The 20,549-nt window shown below is 42.0% G+C and carries 16 protein-coding genes; 6 read left to right on the top strand and 10 right to left on the bottom strand.

Annotated elements, in window-relative coordinates:
* The first annotated feature begins 19 nt into the window (after positions 1–19).
* From DC094_RS03325 to curA, 3 genes are all read left to right on the top strand, one after another.
* Positions 20–838 (top strand): ribonuclease H family protein, encoded by an 819-nt coding sequence (locus DC094_RS03325; RefSeq protein WP_116685653.1) that lies wholly within the window; start codon positions 20–22, stop codon positions 836–838.
* Positions 839–1,005: 167 nt separating this feature from the next.
* Positions 1,006–2,088: an MBL fold metallo-hydrolase gene (locus tag DC094_RS03320; protein ID WP_206605554.1), complete on the top strand. Its 1,083-nt coding sequence runs from the start codon at positions 1,006–1,008 to the stop codon at positions 2,086–2,088.
* Between the two features lie 333 nt (positions 2,089–2,421).
* On the top strand, positions 2,422–3,477 hold the full coding sequence (curA, locus tag DC094_RS03315) for an NADPH-dependent curcumin/dihydrocurcumin reductase (RefSeq protein WP_116685651.1): 1,056 nt from the start codon (positions 2,422–2,424) through the stop codon (positions 3,475–3,477).
* Positions 3,478–3,575: 98 nt separating this feature from the next.
* Here the strand turns inward: curA and DC094_RS03310 are convergent, their stop codons facing one another.
* The 5 genes from DC094_RS03310 to DC094_RS03290 all read right to left on the bottom strand — a co-directional run bounded on the left by DC094_RS03310 (position 3,576) and on the right by DC094_RS03290 (position 8,298).
* Complete coding sequence (locus DC094_RS03310) at positions 3,576–4,235, bottom strand: hypothetical protein (protein WP_133245453.1); 660 nt, start codon at positions 4,233–4,235, stop codon at positions 3,576–3,578.
* A gap of 260 nt (positions 4,236–4,495) precedes the next feature.
* Positions 4,496–5,221: a hypothetical protein gene (locus DC094_RS03305; RefSeq protein ID WP_116685649.1), complete on the bottom strand. Its 726-nt coding sequence runs from the start codon at positions 5,219–5,221 to the stop codon at positions 4,496–4,498.
* 157 nt (positions 5,222–5,378) lie between these two features.
* On the bottom strand, positions 5,379–6,608 hold the full coding sequence (gene arsJ, locus DC094_RS03300; protein ID WP_116685648.1) for an organoarsenical effux MFS transporter ArsJ: 1,230 nt from the start codon (positions 6,606–6,608) through the stop codon (positions 5,379–5,381).
* Between the two features lie 47 nt (positions 6,609–6,655).
* Positions 6,656–7,663 carry an ArsJ-associated glyceraldehyde-3-phosphate dehydrogenase gene (locus tag DC094_RS03295; protein WP_116685647.1) on the bottom strand — a complete coding sequence of 336 codons (1,008 nt, stop codon included), beginning with the start codon at positions 7,661–7,663 and terminating at the stop codon, positions 6,656–6,658.
* A gap of 287 nt (positions 7,664–7,950) precedes the next feature.
* Entirely contained in the window at positions 7,951–8,298 is a 348-nt protein-coding gene (locus DC094_RS03290) for a metalloregulator ArsR/SmtB family transcription factor (protein WP_116685646.1), read from the bottom strand.
* 231 nt (positions 8,299–8,529) lie between these two features.
* Here DC094_RS03290 and DC094_RS03285 point away from each other — a divergent pair, with 231 nt between their 5' ends.
* Positions 8,530–9,168, top strand: coding sequence for a phage tail protein (locus DC094_RS03285; protein WP_116685645.1), 639 nt, complete (start codon positions 8,530–8,532; stop codon positions 9,166–9,168).
* 12 nt (positions 9,169–9,180) lie between these two features.
* Complete coding sequence (locus DC094_RS03280) at positions 9,181–10,908, top strand: hypothetical protein (RefSeq protein WP_116685644.1); 1,728 nt, start codon at positions 9,181–9,183, stop codon at positions 10,906–10,908.
* Positions 10,909–10,996: 88 nt separating this feature from the next.
* On the opposite strand, the gene DC094_RS03275 is transcribed toward DC094_RS03280, so the two are convergent.
* From DC094_RS03275 to DC094_RS03260, 4 genes are all read right to left on the bottom strand, one after another.
* Positions 10,997–12,532, bottom strand: coding sequence for a hypothetical protein (locus DC094_RS03275; RefSeq protein ID WP_116685643.1), 1,536 nt, complete (start codon positions 12,530–12,532; stop codon positions 10,997–10,999).
* Between the two features lie 646 nt (positions 12,533–13,178).
* Positions 13,179–14,102 carry an HAD-IIA family hydrolase gene (locus DC094_RS03270; RefSeq protein WP_116685642.1) on the bottom strand — a complete coding sequence of 308 codons (924 nt, stop codon included), beginning with the start codon at positions 14,100–14,102 and terminating at the stop codon, positions 13,179–13,181.
* 659 nt (positions 14,103–14,761) lie between these two features.
* A complete protein-coding gene (locus DC094_RS03265; protein WP_116685641.1) occupies positions 14,762–16,117 on the bottom strand; it encodes a DEAD/DEAH box helicase in 1,356 nt (451 codons plus the stop codon).
* A gap of 351 nt (positions 16,118–16,468) precedes the next feature.
* Entirely contained in the window at positions 16,469–18,523 is a 2,055-nt protein-coding gene (locus DC094_RS03260) for an oxidoreductase (RefSeq protein ID WP_116685640.1), read from the bottom strand.
* A 213-nt stretch (positions 18,524–18,736) separates the two neighbouring features.
* On the opposite strand from DC094_RS03260, the gene DC094_RS03255 reads away from it, so the two are divergent.
* Complete coding sequence (locus DC094_RS03255) at positions 18,737–19,369, top strand: TetR/AcrR family transcriptional regulator (protein WP_116685639.1); 633 nt, start codon at positions 18,737–18,739, stop codon at positions 19,367–19,369.
* 306 nt (positions 19,370–19,675) lie between these two features.
* Here the strand turns inward: DC094_RS03255 and DC094_RS03250 are convergent, their stop codons facing one another.
* A complete protein-coding gene (locus DC094_RS03250; protein ID WP_116685638.1) occupies positions 19,676–20,359 on the bottom strand; it encodes a DsbA family oxidoreductase in 684 nt (227 codons plus the stop codon).
* Between the last annotated feature and the right edge of the window lie 190 nt (positions 20,360–20,549).

The raw sequence follows: 20,549 nt of genomic DNA, 5'->3' as shown, positions 1-20,549 counted from the left end.
ATTTCACTGGGTTGGCATTGTGGCACAAAAATTTTATGTGGTTTGGCAAGGGCGAGAAACCGGCATTTTTACTGACTGGGCGACGTGTAAGCAGCAAATCGATAAGTTTGCTGGGGCGCGGTATAAGTCGTTCAAGACTCGCTCAGAAGCAGAAGCTGCATTTGGCGGAAGCTCCGTTGCTTCATCGCTTACTGCGTCAGGTACTGCGGCAAAGCCTAGGGTTCGAAAGCCTGCTTCAAAAGCCAATAGTGTTAAAACCTGGCCGGCTAAAGAAGTCGATGCTCTGAGTGTCGACTGTAAGATTTTCACTGATGGTGGCTGCGAGCCAAACCCAGGAAAAGCCGGGTCAGGATTGGCGTTTTATCGTTTGGCCAATCGAGATATTAGCCAATGCCAGTTAGAAAGCTTGTGGTTTGGTTTGTATAACCCAATGGGCACTAATAACACTGCCGAGCTAAATGCGCTGCACCAAGCATTGATATTGGCAAAAGTCGAGCTGGATAATAACCGTTCAGTCGCGATTTTTTGTGATTCGAAATACTCCATTCAATGTATCACCCAGTGGGCTATCGGCTGGCAAAAGAAAGGCTGGAAAAAAACCGGTGGTGAAATTAAAAACCTTGAGTTAATTCAGCAGATGTTCGCGCTGCACCAGCAATTAATTGAGCAATATGCCGAGCAGTTACAAATTTTACATGTTAATGGCCATGTGGGTGTTGAAGGTAATGAGTTGGCTGACCGTATGTCGATATTGGCTATCGCTCAGAAACCAGCAGAATTTATTCGTTATACCGAGGCTTTGGATATTAAGAGTATTCTGGCTTTGAGAGCGGGATAATATTTATCCCAGCTTGCTGGCAGCACTTCTAGCCGGTTCTATTTGAGTAGCGCTAGGGAATCTATCTCGATTAAATGAGTCCAATAGCCAATCTGCGGTCAGGTTGGCTATTTTTTTTGTTTAAACATATTTCAAAATATTTAATTGTCTTATCAGCTAGCCTTGTTTTGGCAGTTCTGCTGTTGGGTTTTAGCTGGTTCAATGAATCGGGTATCAATAAAACTGAAATTATTTCTCCACAATATTATGATAATCAATTTCACAATCTTAATGATGTAAGAACCTGGAGTTGGCAAGGCAGTTGGAGTGCTTTACGCCGCTGGGCTACTGAGGATTTCTCCGATACTCGCCCAGATCAACCGCTGCCAGTTCGACAACTCAACCAGCAACTATTGGAACAAGACCGGTTAAATAGTGATGGCCCTTTGTTGTACTGGCTGGGACATTCGTCTGTTTTGCTTTATCTGGATCAGCGCTATTGGCTAATAGATCCGGTTTTTTCTGATCGAGCATCGCCCTTCAGTTTTTATGGCCCACAAAGGTTTCAGCCGGCGCCGATTTCTGTTGCTCAGCTACCGCCACTGGCGGGCGTGATTATTTCCCATAATCATTATGATCATCTCGATCAGCAAACTATTCGCCAGTTAGCAGACAAAACCGAACATTTTTATTTGCCGCTGGTAGTTGGCCAATACCTGCAAGACTGGGGTATTTCTAAGGATAAAATAACCGAGCTGGACTGGTGGCAGTCGGCTGTCAATCAAGAAGTTACTTTTGTGGCGACGCCAGCACAGCATTTTTCTGGGCGAGGGCTATTTGACCGAGGCGAGTCACTTTGGGCTTCTTGGGTGATTCAAACTGAAAATACAAAAATATTTTTTAGCGGCGACAGCGGTTATTTTTCAGGATTTAAACAAATTGGCGATCGATATGGCCCGTTTGACATTACTTTGTTAGAAGCTGGTGCTTATGATCGTGATTGGCAGCAGGTGCACATGTTGCCTGAGCAAACGATTCAAGCGCACCATGATTTACAAGGTAGGCAATTGTTGCCGATTCATAATGGCGTGTTTGATTTAGCGTTTCATCGCTGGTTTGAGCCATACCAGAAGCTATCTGAATTAGCCAAAGCGCAGGATATTGAACTGAGAACGCCACTTCAGGGACAAAAGATAGATTTATCTAACAGCAATGATTCAGTTTTTAATTTGAATCGCTTCAAGCGATGGTGGCTAGATGTCTTGCACTAATTAACCAAATAATTTGAGTTGTTTTATTATAAGTGACTTTTATTGCCACCTTTTAATGCTTCAAATGATGATTCCAAGATTTTTTTGTATTAACAAGCTAGTTTCCATTGTATTAAAAACCTGACCATTGAAGTCGAATTTATCTCCATTGTTTGATTTGAATGGCAGGTATAGGCTATGTGACAAATGAATTGAAGCAATCCAGTGCAGGTTAGCGAAAAGTAGCTGATTTACTGGTGTTTGCAGCGCAATATGGCCTTGTGGTTTGTTAGTTCAAAAATAACCGCATCCAAGTTGCTGACTAATTAAATGCAGAATAAAGGAATCATAGTGATGAGTAATACCATGCAAAACACCACTCAAAGCGGCGATCAAAATCGCCAATGGGTATTGGCTTCGCGTCCACAGGGTGCGCCAACGGCCGATAATTTCCGCCTTGAGGTGAGCGCAATGCCAGCGGTTAATGATGGCCAAGTATTGTTGCGTAGTGTGTATTTGTCATTGGATCCTTATATGCGTGGTCGCATGAATGATGCTAAATCCTACGCCGAGCCTGTTGCTTTGGGTGAAGTGATGGTCGGTGCTAGTGTTTGTCGCGTGGTTGAGTCGAAAAATTCGGCTTATAGCGTGGGTGACTTAGTATTATCATTCGGCGGTTGGCAAGATTATCACGTCAGCGATGGTATTGGTTTAATGGCGTTGCCTGCAGATATGGCGCGGCCTTCTTATGCCTTGGGCGTATTAGGTATGCCGGGTTTAACTGCTTATATGGGCCTGCTGGATATTGGTGATCCACAGCCGGGTGAAACCGTGGTGGTTGCAGCAGCTAGCGGCGCCGTCGGTAGCTTGGTAGGACAAATTGCTAAATTGAAAGGCTGTAAAGTAATCGGTATTGCCGGTGGTGATGAGAAATGCCGATACGTTCGCGATACGCTAGGTTTTGATGCCTGTATTGATCATAAAGCCGCTGATCTTGCTAGCCAATTAGCTAGTGCTTGCGGTGAAGGTATTGATGTTTATTTTGAAAATGTTGGTGGCAAAGTATTTGATGCAGTTTTACCTTTGCTCAATCCAAAAGCGCGTATTCCTTTATGTGGTTTGATTTCTCAATATAACGCCAGTGAATTGCCAGCCGGGCCAGACCGTTTAGGTCTGTTGATGGGTAATTTATTAGTGAAGAAAATAAAAATGCAGGGATTTATCGTATTTGACGATTATGGTCATCGCTATAATGAATTTATGCAGGCAATGGTCGCGTGGCTGCAGCAAGGTAAAATTCAATTCCGTGAAGATATTGTCGATGGTTTAGAAAAATCACCTGAAGCTTTTATTGGATTGTTGGAAGGTAAGAACTTCGGCAAGTTAGTGGTTCAGGTTGGTGCTGAGTAAGCTTTAGTTGGCTAGTTTTTAGTATTGAAAAAAAGCCATAATCATTCGCGTGATTATGGCTTCTTCGTCTTGAGATAGCATGTTTGACAATGATAATTTTAGATGGATTGTGATCGAGTGCGTTTTGTCATGGTGGCAATCGCTTCCGCTTCTTGTGATTGGTCGTTAGAAGTAATTTTGTTAGAAAGACTAATCAATTGCAAAGGATAATCTGGTTTTGTAGGATCGATGATATTGCATGTTTTAAGCAATAAGCCCTGATTTTTCTTATCGTCATCAATAAAGTAAATGTTCGAGTTCTTTTGATGCTTTTTGAATATTTCTTTCTCGTGTTTGTCATTGATTTTTTGCATTATTTTTAACAAGCAGAGCTCTTTGCAATAGGCTATTTTAAAATGTTTTATTTCTTTTTTTAAAGTGGCTGTTTGAGGGGCGGCAAGACTCTCTATAGGTACTTCAATTGTTTCAGCTAAGTATAGTTTACTTGCTGGGTTTATCTTGTAAGATGAATTTAGATCGTAGTGGTTGAAGAAATAAGCTGAATTGATAAGGTCTTGTTCTTCTTTTTTGTGCAGCAAGAAAAGTTTTATTATAGATTTGTGAATATATTCTGCATGGAAATAGCCATTTGATATAAATGCCAACTGAACATGGCTTATGTTTTTTGCAAGTTGAGAAAATAAAAATCTATGTGCGCCAGAATAGAGAGTTTTGTACTCAGATCTAAATGATGAGCAACCTCCTTCTTTTAAAATCACGTCAAACTGATATGATCCTAAAAAATGTTTTTGTGAATCAGTTAAGTGATCGTGATGATCTACATTACTGATTAAAGTTTCGTCGAGGTCGAAGATTATAAGCCACAAATTATATGCGCTCGATTGACAATTCCTTGTTAAGGTTAGAATATTTTTATTGGTTTGACACCAATACAAGTAAAGTTTTTTTAGCGTATGGGATAGAGAAAGGGCGTTGTGTCTGTTGTAGGTGTTCAGTGAAACCGAAAATCCCGGTATTTTTAGATAGATTGTGATCGGGTGCGCTTCACAATAGAAGTAATGACTTCAGTCTGATCATCAGAAGCAACTTTGTTTGCAAGGCTGATCAATTTTAGTGGGTAGTCTGGTTCTGTCGGGTTTATGATATTACATGTTGTAGATAGCATGCTTCGATTTTCTTCTAAGTCGTCAATGAAGTAAGCATTTGAATTTTTCTGGTTGATTTTGAATAATTTTTCTTTGTGATAATCATTAAGGAATTGCATAATACGTGTTACACATTCGCTTTTGCTATATGCGGTTTTATAATTTTGTAGTTTTTTGTGGAGAGTAGGGGGGTGTGGAGAGTTTAAGCTTGCTATAGGTACAGCCATTCTTTCCGCCAACTCATTATTGTTCAATGGATTTGCAGAATAATAGGCTTCTAAGTCGAAGCGATTATAGGTATAGGATGAACTAATCAAATTCTCTTCTTCTTGTTTTTCTAGCGAGAAGTTTTCTATGATAGTTTCAGGAAGTGAGTCTGCGTAAAAAAAACCATTTGATATGAATACGAGTTGAACGTTAGATGCATGCTTGGCAAGCTGAATAAATAAAAATCTATGTGCTCCAAAATATAATGGTCGATAAAGTTGCGTAGATAGTACGTTTTCACGGTCTATTAGTTGAGCATTAAAAAATTTTCTTTTTAGAAAATTCTGCTGTGATATAGAGAGTAATGGTGACCAAGAGAAATGAGCGCTCATTAGAGTTTCGTCGAGGTCGAATATTATAAGCCACAAACTATAGATACCAAATTAACAATTCTTGCTTAAGGCTAGAGTATTTGTATTGATTCGGCACGGTTAATGGCTGTTTTTTTAACCGATGCCAATATGCGGTTATCGGAGTGCTCAGTACTGCTTATGTGTTTCGCTCTAGTAGAGAAGTCCTAGGCAACTTAATTGAGATAAGAGCTGCTATCGCAATGAAAACACTAGAAACCCACAGGCAAGCGGCTAATCCATAGGCTTGGAACAGCCAGCCAGATAGCAGAGTGCCTATCAAGCGGCCCATGGCATTGGCCATGTAGTAAAAACCGACATCGAGCGATACACCATCTTCCCCGGCATAACTAACGATCAGGTAGCTATGTAGAGAAGAGTTAATTGCGAATAAAACACCAAATAATAAAAGCCCACCCAGCAAGCTAATTTTCACCGCAACATCTGCCATCAGTGCCAGTGCAATTAAGGCTGGAATTGCCAGTAAAGCTAATGCCCAGAAAAATGCACTTTGTCCATCGGGGACTTTGCCTGATGCTTTACCGGTAATTTTGGGTGCAAAGCTTTGTACCACACCGTAACCCATGACCCACAATGCTAGAAAACCGCCGACTTGCCAATGGTCCCAGTTAAACTGGCTGGCAAGAAATACTGGCAATGCGACCACAAACCAGACATCTCTGGCACCGAATAAAAACATTCGAGCACCCGATAGAAGGTTGATGGCCGGGCTTTTTGAAAAAATTTCAGAAAATTTTGGCTTGTTTTTAGCCTTTCCGAGATCTTCTTTTAAAAGCAACATGCTGGATATCCAGACCACTGTCAGCATAATCGCCATAACAGCGATTGCACCCTTAAAGCCCAGACCAACCAGCAGTGCACCACCAAGGAAAAAACCAACGCCTTTGAGTGCATTTTTTGAGCCAGTTAAAATTGCCACCCATTTGTACAAAGTGCCTTCAGCGTTTTTGGGTACCAGTAGCTTAATTGAGCTCTTGGCGCTCATTTTGTTTAAATCTTTAGCGATACCCGATAATGCCTGGGCAGCCATCACCCAAGGCACAGTCAACCAGGCTGCTGGCACCAATAGCATTGCCAAAGCAACGACTTGTGTTGCTAAACCAATATTCATTATTCGATTCAAACCAAGCCGTGCACCGAGCCAGCCACCGGTTAAATTGGTGACAACACCAAAGAATTCATAAAAAAGAAATAACAGGGCAATTTCTAATGGTGCATAACCCAGCTGATGGAAGTGTAATACCACCAGCATTCGTAATGCACCATCGGTTAAGGTAAATGCCCAATAATTACCGGTAACAATTAAGTATTGTTTCAACTGCTGCGGCAAATTTTTCAGCTGATTCATCAGCGATGTCACCCGTCAGGTCTGTAATAAGCAAATGAACAGAGGCTTTACAGCCCCTGTTTGGCAACCATTTCAGCCAGTTCAACTGTTCGGTTTGCATAGCCCCATTCGTTGTCGTACCAGACATAAAGCTTTAGATGGGTGCCATTTACTACCATGGTTGATGGAGCGTCGATAATGCTTGAGCGAGGGTCGGTTTTATAATCAACCGATACCAGAGGGCGCTCTTCATAACCCAGAATATCTTTTAATTCGCCGTCAGCTGCATCAGATAAAAGCTGATTTACTTCTGCTTCGGTTGTTGCTCGTTCCAGTTCGAAAACACAATCGGTGAGCGAAGCATTAGCCAGAGGAATGCGCACTGCATGGCCATTCAAGCGGCCTTTCAGTTCAGGGAAAATATGGGTGATTGCCGTTGCTGAACCGGTGGTGGTTGGGATCATACTAATACCGCAGGCACGTGCGCGACGCAGGTCTTTGTGTGGCGCATCGAGAATAGTCTGGGTGTTAGTGATGTCGTGAATGGTGGTCATCGAACCATGGCGAATGCCCAGCTTTTCATGGATCACTTTAATCACTGGTGCCAGGCAATTAGTGGTGCATGATGCCGCAGTGATAATCGGGTGTTTTTCCCGGTCGTAATCCTGGTGGTTAACGCCCATTACCACATTTAAAACACCGTCTTCTTTTACCGGTGCGGTTACTACAACCCGCTTTACGCCTTGATCAAGATAAGCCTGAAGCTTGGCTTTGGTTTTCATAACGCCAGAAGCTTCAATCACCAGATCGCAGTTAGACCAGTCGGTTTCGCTGATGCTTGTGCTCTGAGTGCATTTAATAACCTGATCACTAATAATAATCTGGTTGCCTTCAGCCTTGGCCTGTTCGGACCAAGTGCCGTGTACCGAATCAAAATTAAGCAAATGTGCCAGAGTTTCGGCATTTCCTGCAGGGTCGTTGATTTGAATGAATTGAAAATCCATTTTTCCAAATGCGGCACGAAGTGCCAAGCGGCCCATGCGGCCAAAACCATTGATACCTACTTTAATTGTCATCGTATTACTTCCTGAAATTAAACTTTTAAACCTGAATCTGGTTGGAATATAGCTGATTAGTCAAGCCAATATTCTGTACGCTGAGAGAGGCCTAATCTGAGCAATAGTTACCGCGTACGTTGCATTAAAGTGTTATTAATCGCTTGGTGGTGCGTCAAATAATATGCTCGTAATAACCGGTTTAGCAGAATATTTTTATTGTGCATGATACGTAGCAATTTATCTGCACATGCGGATATCCATATATATAAAGTTAAATCGACACTTAACTAGTACTTAATCTGTTATTAATTACATCTTGGAGCGTCAGGCCGACCGGCCATTTTTTTCAGAGCAGCCAGGTTGGGCTGAATAAATGCCTGATTTTGGCTGCAAGTTTTATCCAGCGTCTGTTTGGCCCAGTCAGGGAGTTCTGGGTTTAAACGATAAAACACCCACTGCCCCTGTCGACGGTCCAATAATAATTTGGCTTGCTTTAGCTGAGATAAATGTCGAGATATTTTGGGTTGAATATCATCCAAGGCTGAAGTGAGTTCGCATACACATAACTCTCCTTCATGACTTAGCAAGAGCATGCAACGTAAACGGGTTTCGTCAGATAAGCCTTTGAAAAATATTACTGGATTAAGATTCACTCGCTAAATACCTACAGCAGTAACGGAATTATTCCGTGATCTATCAAAATGGGAAGCTAGCCTACCACAAAATCAATATTGCTGATCATATATGGAAAAATGCATATGTCAATTTCCATATGTATGTTTGTTGAGCAAAGTCGTTGGAGGTAGGTGGCTTTTTCTAATTGAGAAGGGAGTTAATTATCAGCATACTGTTGCAAAAATAATAATAAGACACTGGATAATAAGATGAAGAACAAAACCGGGTTAATCCTTATCGCCGCCACATTGTTGGGTAGTTCATATAATGCTTCTGCATCTACTGAACCATTTCTTGGTGAAATTATGTGGGTGGGTTACAGCTTTTGCCCCAGAGGCTGGGCTAATGCTGATGGTCAGCTGCTGGCTATAAGCCAGAATTCTGCGCTGTTTTCACTCTATGGTACGACTTATGGCGGCGATGGAAGAACAACCTTTGCTTTACCTGATCTAAGAGGCCGTGTTGCGATTCATGTAGGTCGTGGTCCTGGTATGACAGATAGACGTTTGGGAGCGAGAGCCGGTTCAGAGCAGGTGACACAAACCGCCGCTCAAATGCCGAGCCATTCTCATGCTGCGAATGGTTTAACTGCTGAGCTTAAAGCCAGTCAAAACAAGGGTGATCTGGCTCATCCAGAAAGTGCTATGTTGGCGGATGGTCAGCGAGCTGCGGTTTATGGTGAAGTGCCAGCCGACCCGGATGGAATTACGACCATGGCTGAGCAATCAATATCAGTAAATGGCCGAGTAGAAAACACCGGAGGTAACCGGTCAATGCCAAATATGCAGCCCTATTTGGTTTTAAGGGCATGCATTGCAATGGTTGGCACTTATCCATCTCGTAATTAATCAGGATCTACTATGAAACGCTTATTTGCGCTCTGGTGGTTGCTGGTTTTTGCATGGCCACTACCTGCATTGAGCCTGCAGGAAACTTTTGATAACGCACTTTGGAATCATCATGAAGACCTTGGCGAACAAGCCACAACTGATGATTTTATATTTAGTGTGCCAACTGGCGGCAGCTTAAAAGGTGTTACAGAGCCTTTTGCATTGCAACCGGGTTTTGACCCGGATCGAGCGACCTCTCATATAATCATTCAGCCTCGAAATAGTCGTTTTTTTTCTATGCAATCAATAGAAGCTACCGACTTGTTTCAAATGCCTGATGCTTTAGTGGTAATAACTGGGTATCGGGATGGCGTTCAAGTGGTGCAGCAAATTGCCGGACCATTTTGGGATGACAGTTTAAAGAAAGGCGTTGTGGCTAGCTTGAAAGGGTTTGATCGTTTGAGCAAGGTCATCATTCAAGGAGATGTTGACCCCTTGGCAAGCAGCGATCTTTTCTTTTTTATTGAATCGTTACAATATTCATTAATAGGAAATAACCAACCGGTGATTGTTGCGGTCAATCTTCCTGCAATTAAACAAAATAGCGATTTGCATATTTCATTGTCCGATTTACAAGTGGTTGACTCAGACAATAATTATCCTTCAGATTTTTCTTTGTTGGTTGATGTGGGAAGTAACTATTCTGTAGATGATTTTACGATTATTCCAACCGAAGGATTTTACGGAGTTTTGACTATTCCGTTAACAGTATCTGATGGGCTTGATGAAAGTGATGTTTTTAATGCGCTGCTAACGGTAAACAAAAATATCCAACCTTCAATTTTATCGGTAGCGCCTTTGTTTACTCCGCGAGATCAATCGATCGATGTGGCGCTATCTGATTTTTCGGTTGAAGATACAGACAACAAATTCCCTGATGATTTCACGCTAACTCTTTTAAGTGGTGATAATTATCAATTGTCGGGCAATCAGATTACTCCAGACGTATTCTATGTTGGTGAGCTGGAAGTGTTGGCAGTGGTTAGTGATGGTATTGATTCCAGTAAACCGTTTCAATTTGCCTTGCAGGTGAATGGCAATCATCGGCCGGTAATTACTAGCGCTCAGTCGCAGCAAGGCAAGCAAGCGCAGCCGATTGTGATTGAATGGGGTCAGCTGGTAGTGGTTGATCCAGACAACCAATATCCGGATGATTTTGAACTGCGAATTACTACAGGTGATAATTACCAAGTTGATGGTACAACACTGACCCCAGATCCGGATTTTAGTGGTTTGTTGCAGGTAGAACTATCTGTGTTTGATGGTGCAGATTGGAGTAATTCAATTCAACTTGCTTGGAATGTAGTGAAAAACATTCCACCGAAAATTGTGTCGGTTGGTCCAATCAAAATACAAAAAGATCAAGTGTTACAAGTTGGTTTACAGCAAATTGAAGTAGATGATCCGGATAACTTAAAATCATCAGATTTTAGCTTGCAGATTTTACCGGGTGATAATTATCAATTGGATAATAACAAATTGATACCTAAGGCAGGTTTTGTTGGTCAATTAAATGTTCAATTGGTTATTTTCGATGGGATTGATAATAGCGAACCTTATTCATTGACGATTACAGTAGAAGATGTTGCTTCAGGTGGTGGTTCTTTACCGTTATTGTGGTTGCTGCTTGGGGTGTTGTGGTTGGTGCTATATCGCATTCTTTCTCAAATTAAAAAGTGCGTGATGGTAAACCGATAATTTTCTGTTTAGATAAAGTCTAGCCACCTCAAAATGCAAGCGAATCTTGTATGTTGAGGTGGCTTGGTTATCCAATCTTATCTTCAATTTATAGTGTAAAGAAAAACTTATCTTTAGTAAATGCTGGCTGAAGCTGATCTAGCCAGTGGGCATTATCGTCATATTGCGCATAGAACAATCGTTGATTCCATTGAGTGTTTGTAGAGTGCAGCATTTTTAAAATGAATATTTGCTCATCTCGAATTTGTCCTATGCCTTCTACTTCAATCATGCCGTATCGGGTATCCATTATCGGCCCATGGGTTAACCAATGGCTTTCTTGTTGCTCAGTTGCTTGCTGGTATATTTTCCAAGCAGTACTTAATGGTAATTGGTAATAATTTTGTGGGCCGCAGTCTTCGCTAATTTCAAATGTAGATAATGAAAGTCCCAACATGCTTTGGTCATGCCACAAACGGTTCCAGCAATCTGCATTGTCGTTAACGCCTGCTTTTAATTCACAGCTAGAAGGCAATTGCACATTAACTGCTAATAGCTGCTCAATTGCTAGTTTTACCTGCTCAGTGCCTAGCTGCTGCGGGTGATGCCAGCGAGTGAAAATTTGCAATTGCTTGCCGTAATTTACGATTTCTCCAAATAATTCCAGTAGAGAGTCTTTTTCAGGATGCTGCAGCAACAAGTTAGGATTGCTGGCGAGTAGCTGGTTTTCAATTGTGATGGTTTCGACGTGTGCAAATTGATCATCTAATAGCGGCGTTAAATAAGCCGAAATAATAGAAAATGGTTGTTTAAATAGATCTGCACAACACAGTTTTAAATGAGAAACTTCGCTGTGTTTTAGTAAATAGCAGCTTAATTGATGGGTTTCTGCTTCGGCGATGGCTTGCTGTCGATGTTCTTGATGATTAAACCATTGGCTAGAAAAACCAAAGTAACTATTGCAGTCTTCCAAGTTACTTGGAAAGAACGTCAAGCTGTCGCGGAATTTATGTTGAATTCCATACACTCTTCGTCCTTCAAATAATGGAGTGTGGTCCACGATATATTTTGGACTGATGGGTGTGATGTGTGAGCGAAGTTTAAGCAGAGAATGGTTAAGTTCAGAAGAATTTTTAACCTTGCTGACCAAAGTGCTTGCTAGATCGTAAAGCTTGCAATGTAGCATTGCTGGTTGAGGAAATAGCAGTTGGAACATCGGGTCGTTGGGCACATTTTGCCAATCAATTAATTGAAGTTGATATTCACTGCAATAAAAAGGCAGTAACCCACTAATAACTTGTAAATTCTTTTTGGCCATTGGTTCGATTAATTCTAGTTGGTAGATAGAATCAATAGTTTTATGGTCATAAAATTGAGTGTTAGATGAACTATTCATGGCATTATAAAACAACAAAGAGTCTTTAGTGAAGGCTTTTAAACCGGAGTTGATTAAATTAATTGATATCTGCTTGGGTGCTTTAGGTTTAATATCAATGTTCTGGTTAGGCGATTTTTCAAACAGTGCTAAAGATTGGTTTTTTTCGAATATCTTATTGATTAAATTAATATTTACCTGGTGTGGTTTATCGAGTCGTGATTTACGGTTTGCCCTGGAAAGCTTTTGATACCTAAGTAAGTTAATCATAATATCGCTCTGATTGAATGCCGCTGTTTAGTCTGTATAAATAACGCAGCAACAGATTAAGTGATTGAATAATTAACCGAACAAACAATGATAATATCTATGCCTTGTAGTAGTTTGCTCGCCCAGATTGAATAAGAATTGGGTTTGAATAGATCAGTTTAGGAAAAGATATGAAAATAGAAAGTCAAGTTGAATTGGTAAACTAGTAGAGTGACAGATATTATTTCACAATAACGATTAGGTAGGCTGTTTAAATTAATGATGGAAGCGAAATTTGGTAGGTTTTTATTAAACTAATTGACTAGTATGTTGTTGTAGGAATGTCTGGAGTGTGGCGACGGTAGTGTTTTCTGTTGATATTAACTGCTGCGTTTTGCTTGCATTAATTAGCTGAAATAAAGCATTTGATATCAAGTAGGCACTTGATATCCATCCTATATAAACTCTTAACTCTTACGCCCACAGGCTTGCCAAGGCTGCGAAGCTTGATTGGCTTATGGATAAAATATGGATGTTTTGTTTAAGGCTAAACCAAATGTCGGGTAAGCCTAAGGGCGAACCCAACAATGTAGAGAATTTTCAGCACGCCAACACTTAGCGATTGCTTTTTTTGGTGACTTATCTTGTTATATTCTTTAGTTAAACTTTAAAGTTGTGGTGCAATAAAATTCGGGCTAATACCAGATTCTGCAATTAATTGCTCAATGTTCAAACCTTGGTAGATGCCGCATTCTAATAGCAGCGTTTTAAAGCCCATTGCATTACCACCCAGTATATCGGTATATAAAGTGTCACCTACCATTAACACCCGTGATGGATCAGTCACTTTAAATTGCTTTGCTGCCGCTTCAAAAATAGCCTGCCCTGGCTTACCGTGTAGCAATGGGATCGCTTGCTGGTGAGTGGCAGCAACCAGTTGATGCATAAAATAACCCGGAGTCGCACCGACTTTAATCCCTTGGTCGGTTGCGTAGGGTGCGCCCATATCGGGGTTTCCTGCGACTAATGTGAACTGTCGGCCTTGTGCTGACTGGTTTAGGTTGTGCTGCATCTGCTCGGTCCAGCCAAGGCTTACCAGAAATAGCAGGTGATCAACCTCGGCAGGAATAACACCGTCACAGGCAGTTAAATTAACCATACCTTTAAGTAAAACATCAGAAGGGTGAGGCTGAGGGCCAATATAACCCCAGCGCTCCGGCTGATCGATTTCTGCCAACCACTTTTCAGTCATATCCAAACTGGTGATGACTTCTTCACCGGCAAAATCAAAGCCGCGTTGCTGATACTTTTCTGCAGCAACCCGTCGATTGGTCATGGTGTCATTTGATACCACGCATAAAGGAGTGTTGCTGGTACGAATCTGGGCGATGGCATCAACCGCACCTTCAATAGCAACCGCACCACGACAAAGTACGCCGTAGGAATCGAGCAAGACCAGGTCGATTTGATCCAGAATATCGGCAATGCCGCTGATTCTTTGCGCTGGCTGTTGCGGGTTAGCGATGGGTGGATACCAGTTGAGTCGCTGGGCGTAGCTTTGGTTGAGCAAGGTTAAGTCAAGTTCGATCATAATGGCTTGTCGGTAGTGGCTAAAATTGTCTGCATTCTATCATGTAATTTAATATCGATTGCTGAGTAATTTTTTCTAGCTTTGTTGCCTGCGATGACGATTATAAATTATGGAAAGAGATAGATTTGAATGATGAAGTGCAACCAATAGTATTTTATTAATCGTCGCGTAAGTATTTGCAGAAAGCGACTCCTTGTTTCAAATGATTGTTGGGTGCGCTTTGAGGCTTACACAACCTATTTTTATTTCGGTATTCATTTAAATATCAGAAGCTTATTAATTAAAAAGCAATTGGTTTTGGTAGGCTTTTAGGGTAAGTAAGTAATCGCTGCGGTAGTTATATGCGCTATATCCGTCAAATAATGCAAAAGCCAATGTAACAATTAATACTTACAAAAATAAACAACAATAACAGTTTAAGTGGGGGCTGAAAATGAAGGGTTGTGTCCGCAACATAGGATTCATCATGATCAGCTGCTTTGATTTAGCAGAAGTGGCAGCAGAGAATGTAAAGATGTGCAGTAAGTATTTCTGTGTAAATTAATCAGAATGAATATCTTTATTTTCTGCATAAAAAAAGCGATTGATTTAAATATCAACCGCCTTTTTCTTTTCTGAGTGACGCTACATTATTTTGTAGTTCAATTCTGTCGCTCAGATTATTTTTTTACGTTAGTTCTAGGCCGAGCTGTTCTTGCTGGAGCAGATTTTTTAGCTGCCGGCTTGGCAGAGCGATTCTGGTTAACAGGTCTGCTACCCGGTTTAGCTGAAGTTTTTTTGGCTGAACCGGCGGCATGTTGGCCGTCACGATGCTCAGTTTTAGGCTTCTTCGGTTTCTTGGGGGACTGTGGCTTGGTTTTTAAGCGGGAGATAGGCAAGTCATGTACCGGCTCAAAACCATCAACCAAAGTTCTTGGGAGCAATTTGCCAATTAAGCGCTCAATATCAACCAGCTGCGGGTATTCGTCAGCAGCAACTAATGAAACCGCTTGGCCATCAGCACCGGCACGACCTGTTCTACCGATACGGTGAACATAGTCTTCGGCTACGTTAGGTAAATCGAAGTTAACCACTTGAGGGAGCTGTTCAATATCGAGGCCGCGAGCTGCAATATCAGTTGCAATCAAAAACTTTACTTCGCCGGATTTAAACTGAGACAGAGCTTTAGTACGCGCGCCTTGGCTTTTATTGCCATGAATTGCCGTTGCAGAGATTTTGGCAGCTTCCAAATGGCGAACCAATTTATTGGCACCATGCTTGGTACGGGTAAATACTAATGCTTGCTGCCAATTATTCTTACGGATTAATTCAACCAGCAAATTGGCTTTCTGCTTTTTATCTACCGGGCATAACCATTGTGTAACGGTACTTGCTGCCGCGTTTCTTGGTGTGACCGAAATTTCTTTAGGTTCATTAAGAAAGCCGCGTGCCAGTCGACGAATATCATCAGAAAAAGTCGCTGAAAAAAGCAGGCTCTGACGTTTTTCAGGTAGCAGCGCCAGAATCTTTTTAATGTCGTGAATAAAACCCATGTCCAACATGCGATCGGCTTCATCCAATACCAGCATTTCCAGCTGATCAAATTTGATCGCTCTTTGCTGGTACAAATCCATCAAACGACCAGGGGTTGCCACCAAAATATCGGCACCACGGCGTAAGCGCATCATTTGCGGGTTGATCTTCACACCACCAAATACCACAGTGGAGTAGAGTTTGACCTCAGAACCATAATCAGTAAATGACTGGCTAACCTGAGCGGCCAACTCGCGAGTAGGCGTTAGTACGAGTGCACGAATATGATTTGGCTTAGCACGTTGCCCCTTATCAAGCAGTTGCAATATAGGTAGGGCAAATCCTGCAGTTTTACCTGTTCCGGTTTGTGCTGCCGCCATCAAGTCATGTCCAGCCAATACCAATGGAATCGCTTTGCTCTGGATAGGAGATGGTGTTTGATAGCCCTCACGGGTGATCGCAGTAATGATTGGGGCTGACAGGCCCAATTCAGCAAATGGCATAGCACTCTCGGTAAAATAATAGGTAAGAAGTCGATCAGGATGGCTCAAACTCAATAAAGAAGGGGAGCGTGATCAAGCGGCGCGAAGCTTATACTAATTGAGGTAAAACTGCGAATTTAGCAGACTGTTTGTATCAACAAAATGATGAAATGCTTAGCTGATTTGAATCTGATCTAAGTCATGATCTAGCGCTGGTTATCGAAAAGAGACAGCTTCAGCTGCAAATTATTCAAAACCAATGGCTTGTATATTTTCAATCTATTGTTGGTTTGGCTGATCTCGTAGTAGAAAATTTGAAGTAGATAAAAAAGGGAAGGCACTTGCGCTTCCCCTGCATAGTTAGCAGTTTTGTTATATCTGCAGCGCCAACTTGGTGCCTTGGGCAATTGCCCGCTTGGCATCTAGTTCGCTGGCGATATCGGCCCCGCCGATTAAATGAACCGGCTTTTGCTGAATTTGATCAGCCAAACTGCGATTAGGTAATTGCCCTGCGCAGATAATTACGTTATCGACATCTAAAATCATTTTCTCGCCATCTACTTGTAAATGCAGCCCTTGGTCATCGATATTTAAATATTCACAACCAGCGATCATTTTTACTTTTTTATTTTTTAATGCCAAGCGGTGCGACCAACCGGTGGTTTTTCCTAGGTTGTTGCCGACACGGGTTTTCTTTCGTTGCAGCAAATAAACTTCTCTAGCTGCAATAGCAGGTAAGGGCTTAACTTGCTCAACGCCACCTCGTGCTTGCAAGGTCATGTCGATGCCCCATTCTTGCATGAATGCAGCAATGTTCAGACTCGATGAAACACCTTGGTGGGTTAAGTATTCGCTGATATCAAAACCAATGCCACCGGCACCAATTATGGCGACCTTTTTACCCACCAACTTTCCTGCCATTACATCGAGGTAATTTAAAACCTTGCTATGGTTGATGCCAGGAATGTTTGGAGTATTGGGGATAATGCCGGTTGCTAGAATAATCTGTTCGAAATCACTGGAATTTAATTGTTCTGCAGAAACAAACTGATTCAATTCAAGTGTCACACCGGTTAATTCAATCTGCTTTTTAAAATAACGTAAGGTTTCGTAAAATTCTTCTTTTCCGGGAATTCTTTTAGCGATATTAAACTGGCCGCCAATTTCTTTTGCCGCATCAAATAAAGTGACTTTATGACCGCGTTTAGCCGCTTCAGTGGCAAAGGCTAGTCCTGCTGGCCCTGCACCAATTACAGCCAGTTTCTGTGGCTTGCTGGTTGGCAGGCTGATAATTTCAGTTTCATGGCAAGCGCGTGGGTTAACCAAGCATGAGGTCATTTTACCGGCAAAAGCATGGTCGAGGCAGGCTTGGTTACAACCAATGCAGGTGTTAATTTCATCGCTGCGACCTTGCTGTGATTTTTCGACAAACTCCGCATCTGCTAAAAAAGGCCGTGCCATGGACACCAAATCAGCATCGCCTTGGGCAAGAACTTTTTCGGCCACTTCAGGCATATTAATTCGGTTAGAAGTAATCACCGGCAATGAAAGTGATTGTTTAATCTTGGCGGATGTCCAAGTAAAAGCAGCACGTGGTACTCGGGTGGTAATGGTTGGAATGCGTGCTTCATGCCAGCCAATACCGGTATTAATAATCGAAGCGCCAGCTTTTTCGATGGCTTGCCCTAGCTGAATAATTTCTTCAAGGTTGCTGCCGCCTTCGACTAAATCCAGCATAGAAAGCCGATAAATAATAATAAATTTTTCGCCGACTGCCTGACGAATTTTTGAAACAATTTGCTGGGGTAATTTAATTCGGTTTTGGTATTCACCGCCCCAGCTGTCTTCTCGCTGGTTGGTACGTTGGGCAATAAATTGATTAATGAAATAACCTTCAGAACCCATCACTTCGACACCATCATAGCCGGCTTGCTTGGCTAAGCTAGCACAGCGAACAAAATCATTAATTTGCTGTTCAATTTCATCTTCAGATAATGCTTTAGGCGGAAAAGGATTAATCGGTGCCTTAATTGCTGAAGGTGCAACCAATGACGGGCTGTAAGCGTAACGGCCAGTGTGCAGTATTTGCATACAAATTTTGCCGTCATGGGCATGTACTGCATCGGTCACCAGTTTATGTTGCGGCAGTTGTTTTTCGCTAGTGAGTGTTGCTGAATGATTACTAATTGCACCGACCTTATTCGGTGCAATGCCGCCGGTCACAATCAATGCCACACCATGCTTGGCCCGCTCGCCATAAAAGGCGGCCATTCGCTCAAAACCACCCGGAATATCTTCAAGCCCAAGGTGCATAGAACCCATAATAATGCGGTTTTTCAGTTGGGTGAAGCCGAGATCTAGCGGTTGAAATAGATGCGGGAAATGTGGATCTGCAGCAGTGGACTTGACTGAATCAGAAGTAGTCATGGCAGTGACACCTGTTGTTATTAGTATTGTTACGAGTGTTGTTATGGGTGTTGTTATGGGGCTATAAAATTGTTGTTTTTCTTATCTTGACGCCGTCAACATACGAGTTGATTTTGACACTGTCAAGATCGGTTGTTAGATTGCCTGAAACAGATCGCGTAAAAATACCGACCCATCGGCAATCTTTCAGGCATTTATTTGGGCGCTTAGTCAATGAGTAAAAAACCCGCAGCAAAATATAGCTCGGTTGATAGCAGTAAATACCACCATGGTGATTTGCGACAAAGCTTGTTACAGGCAGCTACTGCAATGATCGGAACTTCAGGCATTGCTGCACTATCGATGCGTAAGCTGGCTGATCAGGTCGGGGTGTCGAGAATGGCGCCTTATCATCATTTCAAAGATAAAAATGCATTGCTTTGCGCCATTGCCGAGCAGGGCTTCGAGAGAAAAAACCAATCGTTAGATTCAATCGCCGAACAATCGAATGATTTATTGCCAAGGCAGCAGTTCGAGCAGTACGTCGATTACTATATTCGCTTCGCCGCGCAAAACAGTGAACATTACGATTTAATGTTCAGCCGAGATATCTGGAAAAACAACCAGGCCAGTGAATCACTTAAAGTGATTGCCCATGATAACTTTCAACGTTGGGTCGGTTGGATAGACAAGCTGCAGCAACAAGGCTTATTTGACCAAAAACATTCAGCACTAAGAACCGCGCAAGTAACCTGGGGCACCTTGCACGGCTTGTGTCGTTTATTAAATGATGGTGTTTATACCAACCTAGAAAACCTCGAGCAAATCAGCCAAACCGCGGTTGATATGCTGTTGAAGGATGGTTAGGTAGAGGAATATAATAAATTCTTTACCTACTTCTGCAGCGTTTAATTCTAAGCTGTGTAGGTTGTCATAGAGCCGAAGCGAAATGCAACTTGACCATTGTGCAATTAAATCCAATGGTAAGTATTGCTTCTAATATCTATCTGGTATCCCCCAATGAACCGACATATTATTTATTTGGTATTTCAGGAGACCTTCGACGCTGGCATAAATTCTGCATTCCCGACATCCTTGTCGGTCATTTCTCTGCGGCTCTATACAGCCTGAGTGGCAAGTCATCGCCAAATGAAGCTTTTATATAACAACCGATCAGGATGCTTTCTCTAACAAATTCTGCTTGAAGAAATCGACAAATACACTGCTATCTTGCCCACCCGAAATTAAAAATTTCTTATCAAACACATAAGCAGGCACTGAACTAATGCCTTGGCTGCGCCATTGGCTGGCAATGGTATTAATTTCTTCGGCATATTGATCTGATTGTAAAACATCCATAGCTTGCTTTTTATCTAAACCAACTGAGCCAGCAATTTCTGCAATCAAGGTAAAATCATTCATAGGTTTGGCGTCGGTGAAGTAGCCGTCGAATAATGCCAGTTTTAATGCGGTTTGTTGTTGGTTGGAAATAGTACTTACCCAGTGCAACAGCCGATGGATATCAAAGGTGTTCCAGGTGCGAATATCGTCATGGAAGTTAAATTCAAAGCCCAGCTGTTGGCCCAGTTGAATAATCCGGTCACGATTATCATCACTCTGTTCAGCACTAAGGCCGTATTTTCCCATTAGATGCTGACGAAGATTGGTACCTTCAGCAGGCGTTTCTGGGTTGAGCAGGAAAGGGTGCCAGTAAATTTCAGGTGTAAACTGCTGTCCACTATCCAGGCATTGTTGTTGAAATAGGCTGATGGCTTTCTCTAGCTGCTTATATCCAATGATGCACCAAGGGCAAACTACGTCGGAAATAATATCAATTCTTAATTCAAGTTTTTTCATACCATGTTCCATTGTCTATATCTCAAAACTGAAGGCATAGTAAACCATCTTAAGGGAACATCAAGCAAAGCGAGCTATAGGAGAAAGATAACCAGTTGTCTTAATGGTTTATCAAAACCGAACATTATGTTGTCGGATGATTAATAGATTTTTAGCCTTCACAGCAGAAATGTTTTGGGTGAATGCTATG

It is taken from the genome of Pelagibaculum spongiae (genome assembly GCF_003097315.1).
GTDB classification, from domain to species: Bacteria; Pseudomonadota; Gammaproteobacteria; order Enterobacterales; family Pelagibaculaceae; genus Pelagibaculum; species Pelagibaculum spongiae.
This window is presented reverse-complemented; position numbering and strand designations above follow the sequence as displayed.